The organism is Dehalococcoidia bacterium (assembly GCA_003597995.1).
In the GTDB taxonomy this organism is placed as follows: Bacteria; Chloroflexota; Dehalococcoidia; order Dehalococcoidales; family UBA1222; genus SURF-27.
On the sequence record QZJY01000013.1, the window covers coordinates 1 to 21,211 of the forward strand.

Annotated in this window: 21 protein-coding genes; 7 read left to right on the plus strand and 14 right to left on the minus strand. The window is 53.8% G+C overall.

Going from position 1 to position 21,211, the window contains the following annotated elements:
• Positions 1-174: 174 nt before the first annotated feature.
• Together C4542_01690 and C4542_01695 are read right to left on the minus strand one after the other, a co-directional pair.
• Positions 175-1,188 carry a DUF128 domain-containing protein gene (locus C4542_01690; GenBank protein RJO62848.1) on the minus strand — a complete coding sequence of 338 codons (1,014 nt, stop codon included), beginning with the start codon at positions 1,186-1,188 and terminating at the stop codon, positions 175-177.
• 34 nt (positions 1,189-1,222) lie between these two features.
• A complete protein-coding gene (locus C4542_01695) occupies positions 1,223-2,476 on the minus strand; it encodes a Glu/Leu/Phe/Val dehydrogenase (protein RJO62849.1) in 1,254 nt (417 codons plus the stop codon).
• A 361-nt stretch (positions 2,477-2,837) separates the two neighbouring features.
• Here C4542_01695 and C4542_01700 point away from each other — a divergent pair, with 361 nt between their 5' ends.
• The 7 genes from C4542_01700 to nth all read left to right on the plus strand — a co-directional run bounded on the left by C4542_01700 (position 2,838) and on the right by nth (position 8,827).
• On the plus strand, positions 2,838-3,137 hold the full coding sequence (locus tag C4542_01700) for a transcriptional regulator (GenBank protein RJO62850.1): 300 nt from the start codon (positions 2,838-2,840) through the stop codon (positions 3,135-3,137).
• Between the two features lie 155 nt (positions 3,138-3,292).
• Positions 3,293-5,869, plus strand: coding sequence for a copper-translocating P-type ATPase (locus C4542_01705; GenBank protein RJO62851.1), 2,577 nt, complete (start codon positions 3,293-3,295; stop codon positions 5,867-5,869).
• A gap of 14 nt (positions 5,870-5,883) precedes the next feature.
• Positions 5,884-6,087, plus strand: a complete 204-nt coding sequence (locus C4542_01710; GenBank protein RJO62852.1) for a hypothetical protein — start codon at positions 5,884-5,886, stop codon at positions 6,085-6,087.
• Positions 6,088-6,246: 159 nt separating this feature from the next.
• Complete coding sequence (locus tag C4542_01715; protein RJO62853.1) at positions 6,247-6,432, plus strand: YHS domain-containing protein; 186 nt, start codon at positions 6,247-6,249, stop codon at positions 6,430-6,432.
• A 13-nt stretch (positions 6,433-6,445) separates the two neighbouring features.
• Positions 6,446-7,042: a sulfite oxidase-like oxidoreductase gene (locus tag C4542_01720; GenBank protein ID RJO62854.1), complete on the plus strand. Its 597-nt coding sequence runs from the start codon at positions 6,446-6,448 to the stop codon at positions 7,040-7,042.
• 221 nt (positions 7,043-7,263) lie between these two features.
• Positions 7,264-7,842, plus strand: coding sequence for a superoxide dismutase (locus C4542_01725; GenBank protein ID RJO62855.1), 579 nt, complete (start codon positions 7,264-7,266; stop codon positions 7,840-7,842).
• A gap of 343 nt (positions 7,843-8,185) precedes the next feature.
• Positions 8,186-8,827, plus strand: a complete 642-nt coding sequence (gene nth / locus C4542_01730) for an endonuclease III (protein RJO62856.1) — start codon at positions 8,186-8,188, stop codon at positions 8,825-8,827.
• Positions 8,828-8,832: 5 nt separating this feature from the next.
• On the opposite strand, the gene C4542_01735 is transcribed toward nth, so the two are convergent.
• The 12 genes from C4542_01735 to C4542_01790 are packed head-to-tail and all read right to left on the minus strand — an operon-like array spanning position 8,833 to position 20,821.
• On the minus strand, positions 8,833-9,657 hold the full coding sequence (locus C4542_01735; GenBank protein ID RJO62857.1) for a TatD family deoxyribonuclease: 825 nt from the start codon (positions 9,655-9,657) through the stop codon (positions 8,833-8,835).
• 3 nt (positions 9,658-9,660) lie between these two features.
• Positions 9,661-11,148 (minus strand): NADH-quinone oxidoreductase subunit N, encoded by a 1,488-nt coding sequence (locus C4542_01740; GenBank protein RJO62858.1) that lies wholly within the window; start codon positions 11,146-11,148, stop codon positions 9,661-9,663.
• Entirely contained in the window at positions 11,133-12,614 is a 1,482-nt protein-coding gene (locus C4542_01745) for an NADH-quinone oxidoreductase subunit M (protein RJO62859.1), read from the minus strand. Before C4542_01745 ends, C4542_01740 begins: the two co-directional genes overlap by 16 nt.
• Positions 12,615-12,622: 8 nt before the next feature.
• A complete protein-coding gene (locus C4542_01750) occupies positions 12,623-14,500 on the minus strand; it encodes an NADH-quinone oxidoreductase subunit L (GenBank protein RJO62867.1) in 1,878 nt (625 codons plus the stop codon).
• A gap of 18 nt (positions 14,501-14,518) precedes the next feature.
• Positions 14,519-14,830: an NADH-quinone oxidoreductase subunit NuoK gene (gene nuoK / locus C4542_01755; protein ID RJO62860.1), complete on the minus strand. Its 312-nt coding sequence runs from the start codon at positions 14,828-14,830 to the stop codon at positions 14,519-14,521.
• Positions 14,831-15,319: an NADH-quinone oxidoreductase subunit L gene (locus C4542_01760; protein RJO62861.1), complete on the minus strand. Its 489-nt coding sequence runs from the start codon at positions 15,317-15,319 to the stop codon at positions 14,831-14,833.
• Between the two features lie 3 nt (positions 15,320-15,322).
• On the minus strand, positions 15,323-17,212 hold the full coding sequence (locus tag C4542_01765) for an FAD-dependent oxidoreductase (protein RJO62862.1): 1,890 nt from the start codon (positions 17,210-17,212) through the stop codon (positions 15,323-15,325).
• The gene (gene nuoH, locus C4542_01770; protein ID RJO62863.1) at positions 17,202-18,314 is read right to left on the minus strand and encodes an NADH-quinone oxidoreductase subunit NuoH; all 1,113 of its coding nucleotides are present in this window, start codon (positions 18,312-18,314) and stop codon (positions 17,202-17,204) included. Before nuoH ends, C4542_01765 begins: the two co-directional genes overlap by 11 nt.
• 4 nt (positions 18,315-18,318) lie before the next feature.
• Positions 18,319-19,422 carry an NADH-quinone oxidoreductase subunit D gene (locus C4542_01775; protein ID RJO62864.1) on the minus strand — a complete coding sequence of 368 codons (1,104 nt, stop codon included), beginning with the start codon at positions 19,420-19,422 and terminating at the stop codon, positions 18,319-18,321.
• Complete coding sequence (locus C4542_01780; protein RJO62865.1) at positions 19,406-19,864, minus strand: NADH-quinone oxidoreductase subunit C; 459 nt, start codon at positions 19,862-19,864, stop codon at positions 19,406-19,408. Before C4542_01780 ends, C4542_01775 begins: the two co-directional genes overlap by 17 nt.
• Before the next feature lies 1 nt (position 19,865).
• Positions 19,866-20,438: an NADH-quinone oxidoreductase subunit B gene (locus C4542_01785; GenBank protein RJO62868.1), complete on the minus strand. Its 573-nt coding sequence runs from the start codon at positions 20,436-20,438 to the stop codon at positions 19,866-19,868.
• 11 nt (positions 20,439-20,449) lie between these two features.
• Positions 20,450-20,821 (minus strand): NADH-quinone oxidoreductase subunit A, encoded by a 372-nt coding sequence (locus C4542_01790; GenBank protein RJO62866.1) that lies wholly within the window; start codon positions 20,819-20,821, stop codon positions 20,450-20,452.
• Positions 20,822-21,211 lie beyond the last annotated feature (390 nt).

Consider the following 21,211-nt stretch of genomic DNA (forward strand, 5'->3'; position numbering starts at 1 on the left):
ATAGCCGCTCCGGTAATAACTTTCTACATAGATTTGCTTCATCCGGACTCCCCATCTTCACCTCCCAGAGAGTCCAATATGTTTCTGAACTTTTGCATTTACTCCCATTTACCCGATGAAAAAGAGGAGTCCGCTCCAGGCGGACTCCTCTATAATGAAACTCTAACGAGCCGGTTAGATTTCCCAGAAGCTTTTGAGATCCGCAAACTCGATGACGCGACTCATGGCTTTGTTGGAGACGGGGCATCCGGCCTCGACGGCGGCGGCCACCGGGTTAAGCCCTCCGGCCAGCACCACGCCGACCTTGTTCAGTCCCACCGGCACCTCGCATACGGGTTTGCCGGATTCGCCCAGCGCCAGCGGCCCGTTGATGCCGGCTTTCTTGAGCCGTGCGAAGAGCTTCTCCGCCAGCGAGAGCGACATGGCCGGTATCTCGCGGAAGTTGGCCAGCACCTTGCCGTCGCCTAACTTGACCGCCTGGCCTATGCTGGTCATGCGCCCGGCGATGAATATTTCCGACGGGTCCAGCGATGAGCCGGAATACTGTATCAGGTCGGAAAAACGCCAGGGTTTGCGGTTGTTGAGTTGCAGCATGCCGCCGAAACGGGAGTCCATAGGGATGCCTTCCTTGAGCAGCACGCCGTTGATGACGATGCTGCAAACGGTGGCGAAACCCACCTGTCCCGCCGGTATGGTGATACCCGCCAGCTTATATCCTTCCTCGGCCACAGCCACCAGGTCGCTGACGCATATGCCTGCCTGGAAGCACGGAGCCATGGCTTTGAGCGCCGCCTTGAAGTTTTCCCGGGGGAAGAGGGAAAAGTTGATGGGTAGCTGGCCGGTGAGCTTGCGCGGGTCGAAGGTGGTCTGATAGGCCAGCAGCTCTATCTTGTCGATGACGAAGCCCACCTTGTCGCTCACCAGGGCGTTTCCCATCTCTTCCATGCCGAGCTCGGTCACCTGACGGCCGTCGCGCCGGCTCACCTTGGAGGTAAGGCCGCGTTCATCCAGCAGCCCCAGGTGATAGCGCACGGCGCGCTCGGACAGCTCGATGCCGTACTCGTCCCGGAGCAGGCGCGCGATGACCTTGCTGCCCATGGCTTTGGGCGAATTGGCCAGTATGCGCAGAATGGCCATTTTCTCCCTGGCTACCTGGCGGCTCTCGTCCACCGTCACTCGGCTTTCCATGTCTCTCACAAAAGCGTTCCCTTTATAAAACCGGTTACACCCAGCCGCGCAGTTTCATGGCCTCGGCGATGCGCCCGACGGCCACCACGTAAGCGGCCTTGCGCATGCTGATCTTGCGCTTGAGCGACTCAGCCAGGACATCCTTGAAGGCCTTGGTCATTACCTCGGACAGTTTCTGGCGTACCTCGGTCTCATTCCACCAGAAGTGGTACAGGCCCTGCACCCACTCGAAGTAGGACACAGTAACCCCGCCGGCATTACACAGAATGTCAGGGATGACCATGATGCCCCTTTTGTAGAGGGCTTCATTGGCATCGGCGGAGGTCGGGCCGTTGGCTAGCTCGCCGATAATCTTGGCTTTTATGTTCTTGGCGTTGTCCGCGGTGATGACGCCCTCCAGGGCTGATGGCAGCAGGATATCCACGTCGAGCTCCAGCAGGGCTTCATTGGTGATGTTCTTGGCGCCGGCGAAATTGACCACCGAGCCGGTCTTTTCCTTGTGCGCCAGCACCTTGCGGGGGTCGAGCCCCTTGGCGCTGTAGATGCCGCCCCTGGAGTCGCTCACGGCCACGATGGTGCAGCCGGTATCTTCATTGAGCAGTTGAGCGGCGAAGGAGCCGGCATTGCCGTAGCCCTGGATGGCTACTTTGGCTCCCTTGAGTGTCATTTTGAGATGTTTGGCGGCCTCGATGATGGTGTACATGCCGCCGCGACTAGTGGCGTCGCCACGTCCCAGCGACCCACCCACGGAAATGGGCTTGCCGGTTATCATGCCGGGATTGCCGTATCCCTTTATCTTGGAATACTCGTCCATCATCCAGGCCATTATTTGCGGGGTGGTATAGACATCGGGCGCCGGGATGTCCTGGTCGGGGCCGACCAGCTCCCATATCTGGCGCACGTAGCTGCGGGAGAGTCTTTCCATCTCGCCTGCCGAAAATTCCTTGGGGTTGCAGATGATGCCGCCTTTGCCGCCGCCCAGCGGGATGCCGACCACGGCGCACTTGAGAGACATCCAGGTAGCCAGACAGCGCACCGTGTCCACTGTCTCTTCAGGGTGGAAGCGGATGCCGCCCTTGTATGGGCCGCGGGCATTGTTGTGCTGGATGCGGAAGCCGGTGAAAACCCTGGTTTCACCACTGTCCATTTTGACCGGAATAGAGACGGTGAGTTCCTTCATCGGCTGGCGGATGAAGGCTTTGGTGCCGGCATCTAGCTTGAGCATGGTGCCTATATCGTCCAGCTGTGATTGCACCGAGCAGAAAAGGGCCTGTGATTTGTCTTCCATAGCTCTCCTTAAAAATATTTACTCAGGCACGGCTTCACGCCTTACCTTAAGTTTCCTTGATGGGTCTTGCCGTATATTGCCGTAATAAATGTAGACTCATGCAATTATACTAATAAAATAAAAATTTGCCATATTTTAATTGGCTACTGGCGTCTTGTCAAGCTAAATATACGCCTATTGGCGTATTGTGAGAAAATAAAATTGCCGTAAAACAGTTCAAAATGGGAATTTCAGACTTGATGCAGGCAAACGGTAAGTCGTAGCCGTGTTGGACATCCGATAGGTTGGATAGGGACTTGACGAAAGGTATACTATATACTAGTATATAGTATACCTTTCGGAACAAAGCAGGGGTATTGAAATGCCAAATAGTAGAGAAGTTACCCATTACCGCTATACACAGGGAAAGAATTCTCTTAAGACGAGAATGAGGCTGATTGAAGGACAGGCCAAAGGTATTGAAAAGATGATTGAAGAGGAGCGCTACTGCATTGACATTGTTCAACAATTAAATGCGCTTTCCTCTGCTGCCGATAGGGTGGCGTTGTTAATACTTCAAAGTCATATAGAAGGTTGTGTCTCTGATGCGATTCGGGAACGGCGAGGGGATGATTATATTAAGGAGCTCATGGCTACAATTCGTAAGGCTATGGAACGCTAATCCCGGGGTTGTTTTTTTGGAGAGTGATACAAACCCGGAGATTTTTGATGGCTGAAAATCACAGGGCGGCAAGGCTCAAAAAACCAGTTTGGATATAAGCGAAATGATCTGCGCCAGTTTAGAAGTTGGATGCAAGTGCTGAAGGGAGATTCAGAATGACTGATAATATAAGCTTGAAGAAAATTACTATATCTGTTGGCGGTATGACATGCGCTTCCTGTGTAGCTCATGTTGAGGAAGCTCTCAAAGGAGTGCGCGGCGTAAAGACAGCCGTAGTCAATCTGGCCACGGGTAAGGCATCTGTCGAATATGACCCATCGCAAGCATCCCTTTCGAGCATCAAAAAGGCAGTAGATGATATAGGATATGAAGTTATCTTGAGTATTGCAAGTCTGCGAGTAACTGGCATGACCTGCGCATCGTGCGTTGCTAACGCCCAGAAGGCAGTGGGTGGTCTGTCGGGCGTGTATAAGGTTGTGGTCAACCTGGCTGCGGGCACCGCTCGCGTTGAATACGAGCCAACGATAACACAACTCTCTGAGATAATAAAAGCGATAAAGGCGCTCGGCTACAGCGCGGAGGAACGAACGGAGGGGCAGGATGCCCTGGACAGGGAAAAGGAAGTGCGCCAGCAGGAGATACGCCGCCAGCGCATCAATCTGATAATCGCCTGGTCGGTCGGCTTGCTGGTGATGTTGGGTACTTTCCAGCCCTATTGGTTTTTACCCAGAATAATACCGGCGTGGATGAACAACAAGGTATTCCTATTCTTCCTGACCACGCCTATCGTTTTCGGCCCGGGCAGACAATTCTTTGTCAACAGCTGGAACGGGTTGAAACGTGGCCTGACCGATATGAACCTGCTCTACGCTACCGGTATCGGTGCCGCTTATCTCATCGCCGTTATCAATACTTTCTGGCCTGACGCTGGCTTTGGTGGCAGGGAAGCGACCTTTTACGAAGCCGCAGTTCTGCTCACCGCCTTTATCATCTTGGGCCGCTACCTGGAGGCAATTACGAGGGGGCGCACTTCAGAGGCTATCCGGCGGCTGATGAAACTCCAGCCAAAAAAGGCCAGAGTAATAAGGGATGGACAGGCCGTGGAGATTCCTGCCGAGGAGGTCCAGATAAATGACCTGCTGCAGGTCCGTCCGGGAGAGGCTATCCCTGTGGATGGTAAAGTATTCGAGGGATACTCTTCAGTTGACCAGTCAATGATTACCGGCGAAAGCATGCCCGTTGAGAAAAAGGCGGATGATGAGGTGATCGGGGGCACCATCAATAAGACGGGAGCCTTCAGTTTCAAAGCTACCCGAGTGGGTAAAGACACGGCGCTGGCCCAGATTATCAAGCTGGTGGAGGATGCTCAGACAACCAAAGCCCCAATTCAAAAACTGGCGGACAAGGTTGCCGGGAATTTCATTCTGGGCGTCCACGCCCTGGCACTCATCGTATTTTTGTTCTGGTTTTTCATAGGCTATGGTCTATGGTTTGTCCCGGAGAGTCGGCTGATACTTACCCCTTACGTTCTGGCCGGAATGGGAGTATTCGGCTTCTCTTTGCTCACGTCAGTGACCGTGCTCATCATCTCATGCCCGTGCGCCGTAGGGCTCGCTACGCCCAGCGCAATCATGGCAGGAAGCGGCAAGGGGGCAGAGTACGGCATACTATTCAAAGGGGCCGAAGCTATCGAGAATACCGCCAAAATCAAGTTTGTTATCTTCGATAAGACGGGTACGCTCACCAGAGGCGAGCCTGCGGTGACCGATGTTCTGGCTGCAGGCAATCTGACCGAGGACGAAGTACTCCAGCTGGCGGCGGCGGCCGAGAAAAACTCCGAGCATCCGCTGGGCGAGGCCATTGTTCGAGGTGCCAAAAATCGAGGCTTAAAAGAACAGGTCGCCGAGAGCTTTAATGCTATCCCCGGACATGGAATCGAAGCCGTGTCAAACGGCCATAATATACTGCTGGGCAACAGGAAGTTGATGACAGAGCGGAACATTGACCTTGAAAAGCAGCTGCCCGAGGCAGAGCGTCTCGCGGGTGAAGGCAAAACAGCCATGTTTGTGGCTGTGAACGGGAAGCTGGCAGGTATTGTAGCGGTAGCGGACACTCTCAAAGAAACCTCTGCCATAGCAGTAAAAGAATTGCATCGCATGGGCATCCGGGTGGCTATGATAACAGGAGACAATCGCCGCACTGCTGAGGCTATCGGAAAGCAGGTAGGCATCGACCGCGTGCTGGCGGAGGTGCTTCCGGAAGATAAGGCTAATGAGGTGAAGAAACTTCAGGCGGAGGGGTTGAAGGTGGCTATGGTCGGCGACGGTATTAATGACGCCCCGGCACTTGCTCAAGCTGACGTAGGCATTGCTATTGGCTCAGGCACAGATGTAGCCAAGGAGACAGGGCAGGTCATTTTGGTTAAAGACGATCTTTTGGACGTGGTGGCTGCCCTGCAAATAGGCCGTCAGACTCTGCGTCTGATAAAACAGAATTTATTCTGGGCCTTTGGCTATAACATGCTATCTATTCCCATCGGGGCAGGACTGCTCTACCCTTTCTTTGCTCAAATGGTGAGCCCTGAACTTGCGGCTCTCCTGATGGCTACCAGTTCAATATCTGTAACTATGAATACCTTGCGCATGCGAGGCTACATTCCGCAAATACGGCGTAATGAGCAGGGCAAGACTCCCGTGTCTGGTAGAGTGCCGGAACATGTAGCTAGTCATTAAGGAGGGGAATATCTATGAAAACCAGGATTGGTCTGGTGAGTGCCTTAATCTACATCAGCGTATCTCTGATAACGTCAGGTTTATTTCTCACTGTCACCCTGATAAGGGACTATACATGGGTAGCCCGAATAGGCGGTTCGGTATGGGTCTTTATCCTGTCAATGATTATCCTTATACCATCAGTCACTACGATGGTGAAGAGAAAATACAACGGGTAAAACTGTGGAGATTGAAGAAATAGTTCTATTCGCGCGTTTCGAAGGGAGGACTCGCTCCAAGCAGAGAAAGAAAACCAACTATACCGCACGGAGAAACCGCTTTGACCCGAACAAGCCGAGGGTTTAATATATATAATATTATATAGGAGGTAAATCAACATGGCTGTAGCAATCGATCCCGTTTGTAAAATGAAGGTGGATGAATCCAAACCGGCGGCGACCTCGGAATACAAGGGCAAGAAGTATTATTTCTGCGCCGTAGGCTGTAAAAAGTCCTTCGACAAGAACCCTGAAAAGTACCTTGGGGCTAGCAGCACTGGCGGCTCTAAGGGTTGTTGCTGTTAGAAAGAGGTTGTGGATGGCAAGCCCGGAAGTAATTTATAGTTCGGATACCAAGCGTCCAAACCGGGTTCCGCCCGGACAGCACCCGGTAAAAGACTGGCCGGTGCTGCATTACGGGAATGTGCCTCGCATAGAAACCCATAAATGGACATTCTCAATTTCCGGGCTGGTTGAGAAAGATCTGAAATTGAGCTACGACGAATTCGCGGCGCTGCCAAAATTTAAAGTCTTTTCGGATATACATTGCGTTACCACCTGGTCGCGCCTGGATAATATGTGGGAGGGTCCAGGTTCCAAAACCGTCGCTGACCTTGTTAAGATCAAACCCGGAGCCAGGTTTGTCATCGTGCATGGCGCAGGCGGCTTTACCACGAACCTGCCACTTTCAGATTTTTTGGCTGAAGATGTGCTTTTCGCTTTCACGCATGACGACAAACCGCTGACCGACGAGCACGGCGGCCCGGTAAGACTGATAGTCCCCAGGCTGTATTTCTGGAAGAGCGCCAAGTGGGCGACTGGTATCGAATTCAGCGCGGAAGACCATCCCGGATTCTGGGAGCGTGCCGGTTATCATAACCACGGGGACCCCTGGACGGAAGAGCGCCGGCAGTGATAGGCGTTTGATAATGTGATTTTGAAAAGGGAGGTGAAAACCTCCCTTTTCCATTTATCCTCGATCGAGCTTGCCTACTATGAATTCAATGTCTCAAGCCATTTGTACTCATAAATGTGATGATATTGTAACTTTTCTCGAGGCCATTTTATGATTATTTTACGCTTTAAAGCTAACATTGGTCATTGAAGCTGAGATTAATGAAAAAAGGAGACTCAAAAATGACATACGCGGCTAAAGATTATTCCAGGTTAACAGGGATGGCGGGTTTCAGCGACACGTTACTTGCAAATCACTTCACTCTGTACCAGGGTTATGTGATCAATACCAACAAAGTGATGGATGCGCTGGCTGGCATGCTCAAAGACGACCAGGTTGCCACTCCGCAGTACGCCGAACTCAAGCGGCGGCTGGGCTGGGAGTTCAACGGCATGCGCCTGCACGAGCTTTATTTTGAGAATCTGGGCGGTAACTCGATGTTGGACAAATCTGGCAAGCTGGCCACGAAACTCACTGGCGAGTTTGGCAGTCTGGAGGCATGGGAGAAGGATTTCAGGGCTATCGGCTCCATGCGCGGCATTGGCTGGGCCATCTTATACCATGACAATCTGTCCGGCAGGTTTTTCAACCAGTGGATTAACGAACATGATGGAGGGCATCCGGCAGGCTGCGTTCCTATTCTGGTGATGGATGTCTTCGAACATGCATTTATGCTCGATTACGGCCTCAAGCGCGCAGCATATATAGACGCTTTTTTCAAGAATATCGATTGGATATCAGTCGAGGGGCGTATTAAATAATATTATACGCCCGTGAATGTGCCTGAAACTATTGACTTTAGCTTTATGGATGGCTATGCTCATTGGTAAGTATTATCAAGGAGGAACACCATGCAGGGTTATTGCGTTAAATGCCGCACCAAGAGGGAGATGAAAGGTGCTAAAGCCATCACCATGAAGAACGGGCGCCCGGCCACCCAGGGCGTGTGCCCGGTATGCGGCACCAAGATGTTTAAGATCGGTAAATAGCCGCAACTTTCGCCGCAAAATATCATCCTCTCCGACGGTCGGTTGGACTCTCGGGAGTACCCCCAAGAATCCATTATTGTTTCCATACTAATGGACGGGATAAAGCTGTTGTTTTATGAGTGTCACCAGAGCGGATGATGCTATAGAAGTCATGCAAAGATTAGAGAGGGTTTATCCGCACGCGCGGATAGCCCTCAACTTTTCCAATCCGCTGGAGCTCTTGGTAGCCACTATTCTTTCCGCTCAAAGCACGGACGTTGGCGTGAACAAGGTCACTCCCGCTCTCTTTGCCCGATATAAGTCAGCCTCCGATTATGCCAATGCGGATGTTTTGGAACTGGAGGGCCTGATAAAATCGACCGGTTTCTATCACAACAAGGCTAAGAGCATCATGGGCGCCGCAACGGTATTAGTCAGGGACTTCGGCGGCAATGTCCCGAAGACGATGGCTGAGATTATCACATTGCCGGGCGTGGCGCGCAAGACGGGCAATGTGGTGCTTTTCAACGCCCATGGTGTGACCGAAGGGATAGCCGTTGATACGCACGTCATCCGGCTTTCCAACAGGCTGGGATTGAGCCATGAAGAAGACCCTGTTAAGATAGAGCAGGACCTGATGAAACAGGTGCCCAAGGAAAAGTGGGGGTCATTCGCTTATCTGTTGATTGACCACGGCAGGGCAGTTTGCATCGCCCGTAATCTGAAGTGCGATATCTGCGTTTTGAACGATATTTGCCCGTCGGCGTTTAGGGTCTGACGCGTTTATTTGGATAAATCAGGAATCCCGAACAGTCGCGCTGCATTGGCTGAAGTAAGAGCGGAGACCTCTTCTAGTCTCATCTCTTTAATATTGGCTAATTCTTTTGCAATTTCCACCACATAAGCCGGTTCGTTGCGTTGTCCGCGATGGCTCTGTGGAGGCAGAAACGGGCAATCCGTCTCAGTGAGCAACCTGTCCGTCGGCAGTTGTTTAACTACCTCGCGGAAAGCCCTGGATGACGGATAGCCGATATAAGCTCCAAGAGAAATGTAAAACCCGAGATTAAGGTAATTTTCTGCCAGCTTGAGAGTTCCGTTAAAACAGTGGATAACACCTGCGGATTTGGTTGAGGAGCTGTGTCTTGCTCTCCAATCGGTTAGAACTTCTAGTATTTCCTTCTCAGCTTGACGGCAATGGATGATTGCAGGTAGCTGCATTTCATCGGCCAGAGCCAGTTGCCATTTTAATGCCTTGATTTGTTGCTCGTGCGGGGCGTAATCGCGGTAAAAATCCAGTCCGATTTCGCCGATGGCTACAACCTCTGGCTTGCGTGCGAGGTCGGCGAGAGCGCCGATTTCATTTTCAGATATGTTTTTAACCTCTTGCGGATGTATGCCAACAGCGGCCAGAACTGTAGGGTATCGCTGTGCCATCTCTATGGCTTTTTGGCTTGAGGCGAGGTCGATGCCCACATTGATAATAGAGGTCACTCCCGCCTGTGTCGCTCGCTGTATGACTACGTCGCGGTCGGCATCGAAGCGGGACATATCCAGGTGCGCATGGCTGTCTATCAGCCGTATGGCCTTCTGTGGCGATAATTCAGGCATGTTCTAGGGTAACAAGAGGTGTGAGCCAAATTCAGTCGCTCTGGTTATCAAGGCCGGAACAATTCCCAGTATGACTATACCGATGCAGGCGATAATGAGCGCCAGCTTGGGAGCGGAGGACGATGAGATACTCTCATCCCCGGCGGGAGCATCCATCCACATGGTTTTCACAATGCGCAGGTAGTAATAGGCAGAAATGACGCTGTTGATGACGGCTATTATCACCAGCCAGCCGAGGCCGCTGCGCGCTGCCTGGCTGAAAACATAAAACTTGGCGATAAATCCGGCCATAGGCGGCAGTCCCATCAGCGAAAGGAGCCCTATGGTGAGGGTAACCGCCAGAAGCGGCGAGCGTTTGGCCAGCCCGGCATAACCCTCGATGAGGTCGTTGTTTATCTTGTGTGAAACGATAATAACCACTGCAAAAACCGCTATTTCGGCCAGAGCGAAAGCCAGAATGTAAAACAGCAGGCTGCTTTGAATCGTGTTGCTGGCCGCTGCCGTCATTCCCAGGCTGGCCAGCGCGATGAGCATGTAGCCGCTTTGCGCAATGGAGGAATATGCCAGCAGGCGTTTGATATTTGTCTGAGGTATGGCCACCAGGTTGCCTAAAGTCATGGTGAGCGCACTGATTACAGCCAGAGCAATGCCCCAGTTCTGGCTGAGCGCCATCGGCTGGATAAAGCCGGTCAGTAGGAAGCGCAGCAAAATTGCGAAACCGGCAATCTTGCTGGCCGTCGAAAGATAAAGGGTAATCGGAGTGGGTGCCCCTTCGTAGACATCGGGCGCCCACATATGGAATGGCACGGCGGCGATTTTAAAGCTGAATCCGGCACCCACCAGCGCCAGCCCGAAAATCAGACCGGCGCTACCGGCTGCGCCTTGTGACGGGATATTAGAGACGGCCTGGGCTATCTCGGCGAGGCGCGTCGAGCCGCTGAAACCGAAGACCATCGCCAGCCCGTATAAAAGAACGGCTGAATTGACGGCTCCGAGCAGGAGATATTTCAGGGATGATTCGCTGGCTTTGCCATCCTTAAGGAAGCCAACCAGAGCGTAAAAGGATATGGCGGTCAGTTCAACCGATAACAGTATGGAGATGATATCCGTAGCCGCTGCGGTTAGCATTGCTCCAAGGGTGGCCGTGAGTATAAGCGCGTGGAATTCACCGTGGAAATCGCTCATCCTGCTGACATAATCCGTGGAAGCCAGAATAACCATAAACGCCAGACCCAGGAATAACAACGTGAAGAATATCGCGTAGTTATCCAGGGCAAACAGGCCATTTCCGATTGTCTGCGGGTTTTTATTCAGCAGGGAAACGGTGAGTACTGTTGCGATACCTATACCTGCCAGGCTCGCTATCGTAACGGCCCCTTTACGTTTAAAAAGTAGGTCCGCAACAATTGCAGCCACGGCGGTGATTGCCAGGCAGATTTCGGGTCCCAGTAAGTCCAGATTCAATGAAAGCTCCTCTAACCGCCCAGTAATTTAATAACGCCCGCGGCGCTATTCTGAATTATCGAAGTGAGGCTGGAAGGATATATCCCGATAAAAAATATAAGTGCTATGAACATGCCACAATAGAATTTTTGCAGTTTATCCGCGTCCTTCGCCTCGTTGAACACGGGCAATACAGGACCAAAGAAAACGCGCTGGATTAGCCATAATATATAGGCCGCCGCCAGCAGCACGCCCAGGAGGGCTACAAGAACGAAGATCTTGACCCCGCTGACTTCAGTGCTGGTGAAACTGCCCAGGAAGGTGGTAAACTCGGCTGCAAAACCGCTGGTAGCAGGCAGCCCCAGGGCTCCCAGCCCGCCCAGGATGAAGAAGGTGGAGGCTGCCGGCATCTGGCGCGCCAGGCCGCCCATCTTGGAGATGTCGCGTTCGTGTGTGTTGTGCATGATGATACCCGCCACGGCGAAGAGCAGGCCGGTGATAAGCCCGTGACTGACCATCTGCAGGCTGGCGCCTACCAGGCTCGTCTGGCTCAGCGCGAAGATGCCTAGCAGCACAAATCCCATATGGCTGATGCTGCTATAGGCGATGAGGCGCTTGAGGTCGGTCTGACGCAGGGTGATAGCGCCGCCGTAGACTACGCCGGTGACGGCCAGCCCCAGCAGAATGGGGGCGTATTGTTGAGCAACCGGCGGGAAGATGCTGACCAGGCGTATCATGCCGTATCCCCCCATCTTGATGAGAGCGCCGGCCAGAAAAACGCTGGCGGCGGTAGGGGCATCGGTGTGGGCGTCGGGCAGCCATGTATGCAGCGGGAAGACGGGCAACTTGACGGCAAAACCCGCCAGCAGCAGGAAAAAGATGGGGGCAGCGGGCAGTACGGATTGCGCCATGGCGTATCCATTGTTCGCCAGCGCCACCATATCAAGGCTGTCGGTGGCATAATACAGGCTCACTATTCCGGCCAGCATGAGGGCGCTGCCGGCCAGCGTGTATATGACGTATTTGGTGGCGGAATACTGCTTACGTCCGTTGCCCCATATGGAGATGAGAAAATACATGGGAATGACCTCTATCTCCCAGAAGACGAAGAAGAGGAGCAGGTCGAGCGAGCAGAAAACCCCCAGGATGCTGCTCTCCAGCACCAGCAGCCAGATGAAGAATTCCTTGACCCGGTTTTCCACCTTCCAGGATATAAGAACGGCAACGAGCCCCAGAAAAGCAGTCAATACCACCATCGGCAGGCTGATGCCATCCACCCCGAGATGATAATGAGCGTTTATAGCCGGTATCCAGGAATATAACTCTTCGAATTGTATGCCACTCGCCCCGCGGTCAAAGAAGAAAAGTAGTAACAGAGCCAGAGCCAGTACAGAAAGCGTGGCTACCAGGGCCAAATATTTGACCGCTTTTGATGAGAGACGGGGAATCAAGGCAATCGCCAGGACTCCCACGAGCGGCAGGAAAACTATTAGTGATAATAAGTTAAAGTTCATTACTCGAACTAACCTCTGACCAATGCTACAAGCACTATAATTACTACTCCCAAAATAGAAATTATCCCGTATAACTGAAGCTGGCCGGTTTGAATTCGCCGTATCATGCGGCCGGCCCCGGTTGTGACAAAAGCGATACCGTCGGCGGCTCCGTCAATTACAACCTTATCCAGCCACTGGAGAGCCTGAAACAGCCCTCGATAAAGCAGGTTGCCCGCAATCAGATTCTCGTATAATTCATCCATCCCGTACTTGCGCGTGAAGATGGCATAGAGCGAGCGGAATATCCATTTAATACGGTTAGGCGAAACCCATACTTTTATGTACATCGAGTATGCAATGAATATACCCGAGCCTGCTGCCAGCAGGGATACCCAGGTTAGGGGATGAGCCAGCACGCCGGTTATTCCCTGCCAGAATCCGTGTGTCTCTCCGCCTTGGAGGAAGCGCTCGAAGCCGCCATTTGCATTTAGCCAGCCGGAGGCCACTGCCGGAATTGCCAGCAGTGCCATGGGGACAAGCATGGTTTTGGAAGATTCGTGCGGCCCGTGACTGCCGCGGTACTGGCCGCCGAAAACCAGAAAGACGACGCGAAAAATATAGAAGGCGGTCATGAAAGTAGTGGCAATCGCCAGACCGAACAACACAGGTTGCTTATCGAACGCGCTGGCCAGGACTTCCTCTTTGCTGAAGAAACCGGCCAGCGGCCACACGCCGGCCAGGCTGACAGCAGCCAGGACAAAGCAAGCGAAAGTCCACGGGATTTTCTTTCTGAGCCCGCCCATTTCGCGCAAATCAAATGTTCCCGTAGCGTGGTTCACGCTGCCCGCTCCAAGGAAGAGCAGGGCTTTGAAAAAGGCGTGGTTGAACAGGTAGAAGATGCCTACCCAGATACCGCCGGTAGCCAGACCCAGGAACATGAGGCCGAGCTGGCTGATGGTGGAATAGGCCAGCACGCGTTTGATGTCTTTCATCACCAGCCCCATCGTCGCCGCAAAGACAGCCGTAGAAGCTCCGATGATGCCTACTACAGTCAGTGCGTGAGGCGCCGCTTCGAAAAGCGGATACATGCGCGCTACCAGGAAAACTCCGGCGGCGACCATGGTGGCCGCATGGATGAGTGCGCTAACAGGCGTGGGACCTTCCATGGCGTCAGGAAGCCAGATGTGTAGCGGAAACTGGCCTGATTTTCCCATGGCTCCAAGGAACAAACCCAGGGCGGACAGGGTCAGTATGCTGCCAGCTATGGCTCCGCTGACAGCCAGGCCATGCAGAGAAATAATGTCCAGCGTACCGGCGTTGGAGTATAGAAGCAGGAGCCCGATCAGAAAGCCCACGTCGCCGATGCGGGTGACCAGGAAGGCTTTTTTGGCGGCTGCGGCAGCCGCGGGCCGGTGGAACCAGAAGCCTATCAAAAGATAAGAAGAGAGCCCCACTAGCTCCCAAAAAATAAAGGTCAGAAGAAGGTTGGAAGACATCACCAGCCCCAGCATTGAGGCGGTGAAAAGTGATATAAAAGCGAAATAGCGCATATAGCTCGGGTCGCTGTGCATGTAGGCACGCGAATATATTTGCACCATCAGGCTGACGGAGCTGACCACCACCAGCATAACGGCGCTGAGAGTGTCTACCAGCAACCCGAAGTTGAATACGGGCCCTCCGGAGATATTCAGCCAGTTGAAACCGTTGAGTAATATCTGATGGTCCGGTGCTTGCCAGACGCTCGCCAGCAGCCAGCAGGACAGCCCGAGCGAAAGTCCTATGGCGGTAATCGAAACATAGCCGGCGGGTTCTGCTTTACCGGGGAACGGACGTATCAAAGGCGAAATAATGGCAAAAGCCGCCAGAGGCAGCAGCCAGACGGCCCAGACAAATTCAGACGGCATGTTCGAAATTTGCATCTTTTACCACTTCAACAGGTTAATATCGGTCACGTCAATATTTTTACGCTGTCTGTAAAGCGCGATAATGATGGCCAGCCCGACGGCAACTTCAGCAGCGGCCACGACTATACTGAAGATGGCCAGAGCCTGTCCGCTCAATTGCTCGGGTGTGATGAAGCGCGAAAAGGCCACCAGCGACAGATTGGCCGCGTTAAGCATAATTTCAACGAACATCAGCACAACGATAGCGTTTTTTCTGGACAAAGCGCCGTATAAACCTATGCTGAAGAGCACGGCCGATAGAATCAGATAATGCGTGAGACCTATGGACATTTATTTCTCTCTTGCCACGCTGATAGCTCCGATTATAGCCGCCAGGAGCAATAAGGCAGCGATTTCCACCGCCAACACCAGGCCATCCTGGTTGAAAAGTATACCACCCAACGTAGTGGTCGTAGGAGAGGTTGGTGCCGCTGAATTTACCGGCCAGTCCGTGTTGAGCATAACCCAGACCGCCACCCCGAGAAAGAATATTCCTGATACTATCGCCGGCATTTTAAAGCGGGACGGCAGGTTGCCGCATTCTACCTCGCGTGTCAGCGTTATGGCAATGATTATAAGCACGGCGATAGAGCCGATGTAAATAAGCACCTGTACGATTCCCAAAAAGTCGGCTGAAAGAGTGATAAACAGCCCGGCTATTGATAAAAAGCAGAGTACCAGGCCCATGGCGGTGCGGAAAAGGCTGCGCACGGTTGCTACCATGAGCGCCCCGCTCACCGCGAGTAACGCCAGAACCCAGAAAGCTATATTTATTCCCATATTTTATTTCTTAGTTTTGCCAGTATCGACAAGCAAAGTCTGCTCGGGCAGCTCGCGGGCGAGCTCAGGATGGGCGTAAGCGCTGGGCCGGCGCTTTTCAGGAGTCAGCAGTTCCTCTTTTTCCAGTGTCTGTTCGGCCAGACGATAGCTGTTGCGTTCGTACTCGTAGCCCATATACAGGGCGTCGAACGGGCAGGCTTCCACGCATAGACCGCAGTATATGCAGTGCCCGCCTTTAAGCTGCCATTTTTCCGGCTTATAGGTCAGGTCGCAGCGCAGGCAGCGGCTGCATTCTTCCAGCGCTTCTTCTTTGCTCCAGCCGATTTCAACGCCTTCAAAACTGTGAAGGCGTTTCTCGTGAGCAATGGCGGCATTGGCGGGGCGGAAGGCTTCGAGCGGTGCGCCTTCTCTGTTGATGGGAACCTCGGGCGTTGCCAGAATCTCCGTAATTTCGCCGCTCCCGCCGAGATATTTGTCGATAGAAATGGCCGCCTGTCTGCCCTGTGCGATGCACTCTATAACAGTGGCAGGACCAAGCACGTCGTCACCGCCGGCGAAGACGCCGGATTTGGCCGTGGCGAGGGTATCGGAATCAACCACAAGGCGGCTGCTTTTGTCGGTGGCCAATCCGAATGATTTCGGCACGACCGGGCTCTGGCTGACCGCCGAGATAATATTATCGAGTTCAATCTGATATTCGCTGCCCTTGATGGGTTCGGGCTTGCGCCGGCCGCTGGCGTCCTCCGCGCCCAGTTTCATGCGGATACATTCGAGCATCAGCTTACCATCCTGGGCGAGTACTTTTGAAGGCGCCGCCAGGAATACCAGCTTGACCCCTTCTTCAACTGCCTCCTCCACCTCTTCGGGAGCCGCCGGCATTTCGGCGCGCGTTCTGCGGTAAATAAGGCTTACTTCGCTGGCGCCCATTCTGACCGCTGTGCGGGCGCAATCTATGGCGGTGTTACCTCCGCCGATTATAGCCACGCGTTTCCCGAGTTTAACCGGCTTTTCCAGATTGACTTCACGCAGGAAATCCACGCCGCCAAGAACGCGGGGGTCTGTATCGCCGGGCACGCCGAGCGCGATGGCCTGATGCGCGCCCACGCCGACGAACACGGCGTTAAAACCTTCCTCCAGTAACTTATCCGGAGAATCGACGCGCGCGCCGAGTTTAATAATCGCTCCGGCATTTTCGATTTCTTTGATGTCGGCTTCCAGGATGCGCGGCGGCAGGCGGTAATCCGGTATGCCAACCTTCAACATGCCGCCGGGTGAAGGCAATGCCTCGAAGACGGTCACTGCATGGCCATTCCGCGCCAGGTAGTACGCCGCGGTAAGTCCGGCAGGTCCGGCGCCTATAACGGCCACTTTTTTACCTGTCGCCTGTGCCTTTTTAACCTTTTGTTTCCAGACCCTGGTGTCGTTATCCACGGCATAGCGTTTAAGCTTGCGGATGGCGATGGCTTCATCGATGGACCCGCGGTTGCAGGCGCTTTCGCAGGGATGGGCGCAGACGTAGGCGCAAACCGATGGGAAGGGTATCTTTTCGCGGATGACCGCTACGGCTTCGCCAGGCTTGCCGTCGGCGATGCAGCGTATGTAGCGGGCGGCATCCACACGGGCCGGGCAGCGGTGGGTGCAGGGGGCCTGGGCCGTCCATTTAGCGCCTTTTTTCGACGTTTCAATATCGATGCAGCCATGCGGGCAGGCGTGTTCGCAGGTGTAACAGCCGGTACATTTGTCAGCCGACCAGGCCAGCACTGTGCCGCGCTCGCGGCGGGATACCGTCAGCTTTTGTTCAGGGTACTGGACGGTGACGGGCCGTTTGAGCAGATTCTGGAAAGTAACGCCCATACCCTTGAGTAACCCTCTTCCGAAAAACTCAGGCGCCAACTGTTTGCCTCCCCGGAAGCGTGAATCTTGCCCACAAAAGAATCAGGATTGCCGTAATTACGATGAAAACCGGTATGCTCACCCATTGGGAAAGGTCCGGCAGGAAGACTGTTTTAATAGCCACCAGGAAAAGGTTCACCAGGGCTAGAGGCAGAAGTGCCTTCCACGCCAGTTTCATGGACTGGTCGATGCGCAGGCGCGGCAGCGTACTTCTTATCCATAAGATAAAGAAAAAGCTGGCAAACATTTTCCCGATAAACCAGACAATCCCGGGAAGGAAGGGGCCGTGCCAACCCCCCAGGAAGAAGGTGGTGATGAGCACGGAAGCGATAACGGCTTCGCTATACTCGACCAGGTAGAGCACGGCGAATTTCATGCCGGAAAACTCGGTGTTGAACCCGGCCGTCAGCTCGGAGTCGGCTTCTACCAGATCGAAAGGCGTGCGGTTGATCTCAGCCAGTGTCGCTACGAAGAAAATGACGAAGCCCAGCGGCTGCACCAGGGCGAATGGTATATTTTGGGCGGCCACCACGCTTGACACAGACATCGAGCCGGTCGCTATAACTATGGCGGCGAGGGCCAGCACCATGGGGATCTCGTAACTGATCAGTTGGGCTATTTCACGCATGGCGCCGATAAGCGAATATTTGTTATTGGACGCCATGCCCGACATAAAAACACCGATGGCGCTGATGGCGCTTATGGCCGCGATGTACATCACCCCGACGTTGATATCGACCAGTTGCAGACCGTCCATGAGGGGGATAACCGCCAGAACCATCAGAACAGGCACGAAGGCAATGGCCGGGGCTATCCAGAAAAGGACTTTATCCGCCAGCGTCGGAATAATGTCTTCCTTGGTCAGAATTTTAATGACGTCGGCAAAAGACTGTAGCAGGCCGAAAGGTCCGGCGCGGTTGGGGCCGAGCCTCGCCTGGAAGCGGGCGATGACGCGTCTTTCCATCCAGATGAAGATTATTACGGTGGTCATCAGGAAGCCGATGAGCAGCACGGTTAATATAATCAGATGCCACCAGAAGTTGCCCGGCCAGTCGGCGGGAATGGCGGCAGCACTGAACTCGAAGCCGGGAGAATAATTCATGTCGCTACCTGTCCACCTCTCCCATCGAGGTATCGATGCTGCCGAAAATGACTATGGCGTCGGCCAGCTTCTGCCCGATTAAAAGCTCGCGCAGCACTGTGAGGTTTATAAAAGCCGGTGCGCGGAAATGGCAGCGGTAAGGTTTTTCAGTCCCGTCGGAAACCAGATAACAGCCGAGCATACCTCTGGGCGATTCAATCTGGGCGTAAGCCTCTCCGGCAGGCGGTCTGAGGCGCAGCGGAGTGGGTATTTTTTCCTTGCCGGCCGGCATCTGCTCCACCGCCTGCTGTATGATACGCAGGCTCTGGCGCATCTCTTCCATCCTCACCCTGTAGCGGTCGTAGCAGTCGCCGTTTATACCCACCGGGACATCGAATGCGAAGTTTTCGTAGACCGAATAAGGCGCGGCTTTCCTGAGATCCCACTTGATGCCGGAACCTCTTAGCACGGGGCCGCTGACCGATGCGTTTATGGCTGTCTCCGCTTTGAGCACGCCTATTCCTTTGAGGCGCGATAGCAGTATTTCGTTTTCGGTGAGCAAGCGGTCGTACTCGTCCAGATACCCTGGCATTACCTTGAGGAACTTCGTAAGTGCCGGCAAAAACTCCGTGGGGATATCCTGGCTGACGCCGCCGAAACGCATAAAATTGTACAGCAGGCGCTGGCCGGTAACCATATCGAGCAGGTCGATAATCTTTTCTCTTTCGCGGAACATGTACATGAAAGCGGTAATAAACATGCCCATATCGTTGGTGACCGAGCCGACAGCCAGCAGGTGGCTGGCTATGCGCTGCAGCTCGCCCATGATAACGCGCAGGTACTCCGCCCTTTGGGGCACCTGTATGCCGGCGAGTTGCTCGACGGCCATGACATAGGGCCAGTTATTGTTAATGGCCGATACGTAATCCAGGCGGTCCGTGAGCGGGATGTTCTGTTTATAAGTGCGCTGCTCGAAGAGCTTTTCCATGCCGCGGTGCAGGTAGCCGAAGACCGGTTCGACGTCCTGGATGATCTCCCCATCGAGCACCACGCGCATGCGGAAGACGCCGTGCGTGCTGGGGTGCACCGGTCCTATATTGAGTATAAATGGCTCAGTTGCCAGCGCCATAGACCCTGTCCTTGAAATCTTTTCGCAGGGGATGTCCCTGGTAGCCTTCCCAGAGCACGATGCGCCTCATGTCGGGGTGCCCGCTGAACTCGATGCCGAGCAGGTCGTAGATCTCGCGCTCCTGGAGGCTGGCTCCCTGCCACAGGTTTGCCAGCGACGGCACCACAGGCTTGGCTTTATCGCATTTGACCTTAATACTGACGAGCGAATTATTCCTGGTGGAAAGAAGCCTGTAGACCATCTCGAAGCGGTCTGCATAGTCCACCGCCGTGACCATGTCCAGAAAGTCAAAATCCATCCCGGGGGTAGTTTTAAGATATTCCGCCACTTGCGGCAAGAGCGTGGGAGTTACCTCAAGGCAATCATTGGCGGGGCTAATACCCTTGCCGAACTTCGCCTTGAGCCTGGCGGCAATATCGTCAATATTGAGCATCGTCGTCATCTTATCTGGGTCTGCTGATACTTTCTTTGGCGATTTTCTGGCGCAGGGCTTCGAAGCCAGCCATCAATGCTTCGGGACGCGGCGGGCAGCCGGGGATGTAAACGTCGACCGGGAAAAGGAGGTTGTAGCCGGGTACGACGGCATATGAGTCGTGAAAAATGCCTCCGCTGATGGCGCAGGCGCCCATGGCGATAACCCACTTGGGTTCGGCCATCTGGTCGTAGAGTCGCTTTATCTGAGGGGCCATCTTCCAGCTTAGCGTGCCGCCGCAAATCAGAAGGTCTGCCTGTCGCGGCGAAGAGCGCACCACTTCCATGCCGAAGCGGGAGGTATCGAAACGCGATGCAGACGCCCCGATGAACTCAAAGGTGCAGCAGGCGGTGAAGGCTGTAGCAGGCCAGAGCGAGGCTTTGCGCGCCCAGTTGATGACGCCATCCACGGTGGTGAAGAGAAGGTTGCGCTTGATTTCCTGGTCGAGCCATGCGTCCGGGTCGGGGATGGGCCGCTGGCTCGCGTTGCGCAGCGCTTCGATGCCGGCAGCTTCGCGGCGGTCTATCTCTGACGAAGGGGTCAGGGGGCTGCGTTCTATTTCCACTGCAGCACACCCTTGCGCCAGGCGTAGAGGTAACCCACCAGCAGGATAGCCACGAAAACGGCAGCGGCTCCAAGAGCAAAGGCCCCCAGCTCTTTAAGGCCGGCAGCCCACGGCAAAATGAAGACCAGCATGACGTCCAGCGCTACAGAGATGAGCGCGAAAAAATAGTAGTGAGTGTTGAACTGCACCCAGCTGCGTCCTGTTGTCTCGAGGCCGCACTCCACCGTACTGGATTTAATGGCGGATGGTTTGTGGGGAATTACCTTGAGGCGGCGCAGCAGCACAGGCAGGGTTATCATGAACCCGGCGAAAGCCAGGCTCACCAGTAGGAAGAGGGCAATATATCCGTAACCCTGTAACAATACTGCTCCTTCGGCTGGCAAAATGGAAAATAGGATGAAAGTATACCCTATCGTTTTTAGAAAATCAAATCCGTCGTATAAGAGCGTTTATAAGTGTATAATTCCGTGGATTTTGACTGAGCCGATAAGAAATCGTTTTTGTTTCCGGGAGAAAAATTCTGGAGGCAACGGACCCTCTTAATCAGGTATGGGTCAGGCGTGGGATTACTTTATCGTAAGGGTCTGTCTGACATTGGTAAAAGCGCTTAAGGATTTTACTCCCATACCTGATATTTATACTCACCTTTTCCTGAATACCCCGACCATTGTGGTCGAGGGATGTAGTTCGCCGCGAAGCGGACCGAACGAAGTTCGTATCTGTTAATACCCCGACCGTAAGGTCGTGGGAAG

Excerpts from the sequence above, each read along its gene's own strand:
- C4542_01690 (RJO62848.1), bottom strand. The coding sequence starts at position 1,188 with ATGGAAAGCCGAGTGACGGTGGACGAGAGCCGCCAGGTAGCCAGGGAG.
- C4542_01695 (RJO62849.1), bottom strand. The coding sequence starts at position 2,476 with ATGGAAGACAAATCACAGGCCCTTTTCTGCTCGGTGCAATCACAGCTG.
- C4542_01700 (RJO62850.1), top strand. The coding sequence starts at position 2,838 with ATGCCAAATAGTAGAGAAGTTACCCATTACCGCTATACACAGGGAAAG.
- C4542_01705 (RJO62851.1), top strand. The coding sequence starts at position 3,293 with ATGACTGATAATATAAGCTTGAAGAAAATTACTATATCTGTTGGCGGT.
- C4542_01710 (RJO62852.1), top strand. The coding sequence starts at position 5,884 with ATGAAAACCAGGATTGGTCTGGTGAGTGCCTTAATCTACATCAGCGTA.
- C4542_01715 (RJO62853.1), top strand. The coding sequence starts at position 6,247 with ATGGCTGTAGCAATCGATCCCGTTTGTAAAATGAAGGTGGATGAATCC.
- C4542_01720 (RJO62854.1), top strand. The coding sequence starts at position 6,446 with ATGGCAAGCCCGGAAGTAATTTATAGTTCGGATACCAAGCGTCCAAAC.
- C4542_01725 (RJO62855.1), top strand. The coding sequence starts at position 7,264 with ATGACATACGCGGCTAAAGATTATTCCAGGTTAACAGGGATGGCGGGT.
- nth (RJO62856.1), top strand. The coding sequence starts at position 8,186 with ATGAGTGTCACCAGAGCGGATGATGCTATAGAAGTCATGCAAAGATTA.
- C4542_01735 (RJO62857.1), bottom strand. The coding sequence starts at position 9,657 with ATGCCTGAATTATCGCCACAGAAGGCCATACGGCTGATAGACAGCCAT.
- C4542_01745 (RJO62859.1), bottom strand. The coding sequence starts at position 12,614 with ATGAACTTTAACTTATTATCACTAATAGTTTTCCTGCCGCTCGTGGGA.
- C4542_01750 (RJO62867.1), bottom strand. The coding sequence starts at position 14,500 with ATGCCGTCTGAATTTGTCTGGGCCGTCTGGCTGCTGCCTCTGGCGGCT.
- nuoK (RJO62860.1), bottom strand. The coding sequence starts at position 14,830 with ATGTCCATAGGTCTCACGCATTATCTGATTCTATCGGCCGTGCTCTTC.
- C4542_01760 (RJO62861.1), bottom strand. The coding sequence starts at position 15,319 with ATGGGAATAAATATAGCTTTCTGGGTTCTGGCGTTACTCGCGGTGAGC.
- nuoH (RJO62863.1), bottom strand. The coding sequence starts at position 18,314 with ATGAATTATTCTCCCGGCTTCGAGTTCAGTGCTGCCGCCATTCCCGCC.
- C4542_01775 (RJO62864.1), bottom strand. The coding sequence starts at position 19,422 with ATGGCGCTGGCAACTGAGCCATTTATACTCAATATAGGACCGGTGCAC.
- C4542_01780 (RJO62865.1), bottom strand. The coding sequence starts at position 19,864 with ATGACGACGATGCTCAATATTGACGATATTGCCGCCAGGCTCAAGGCG.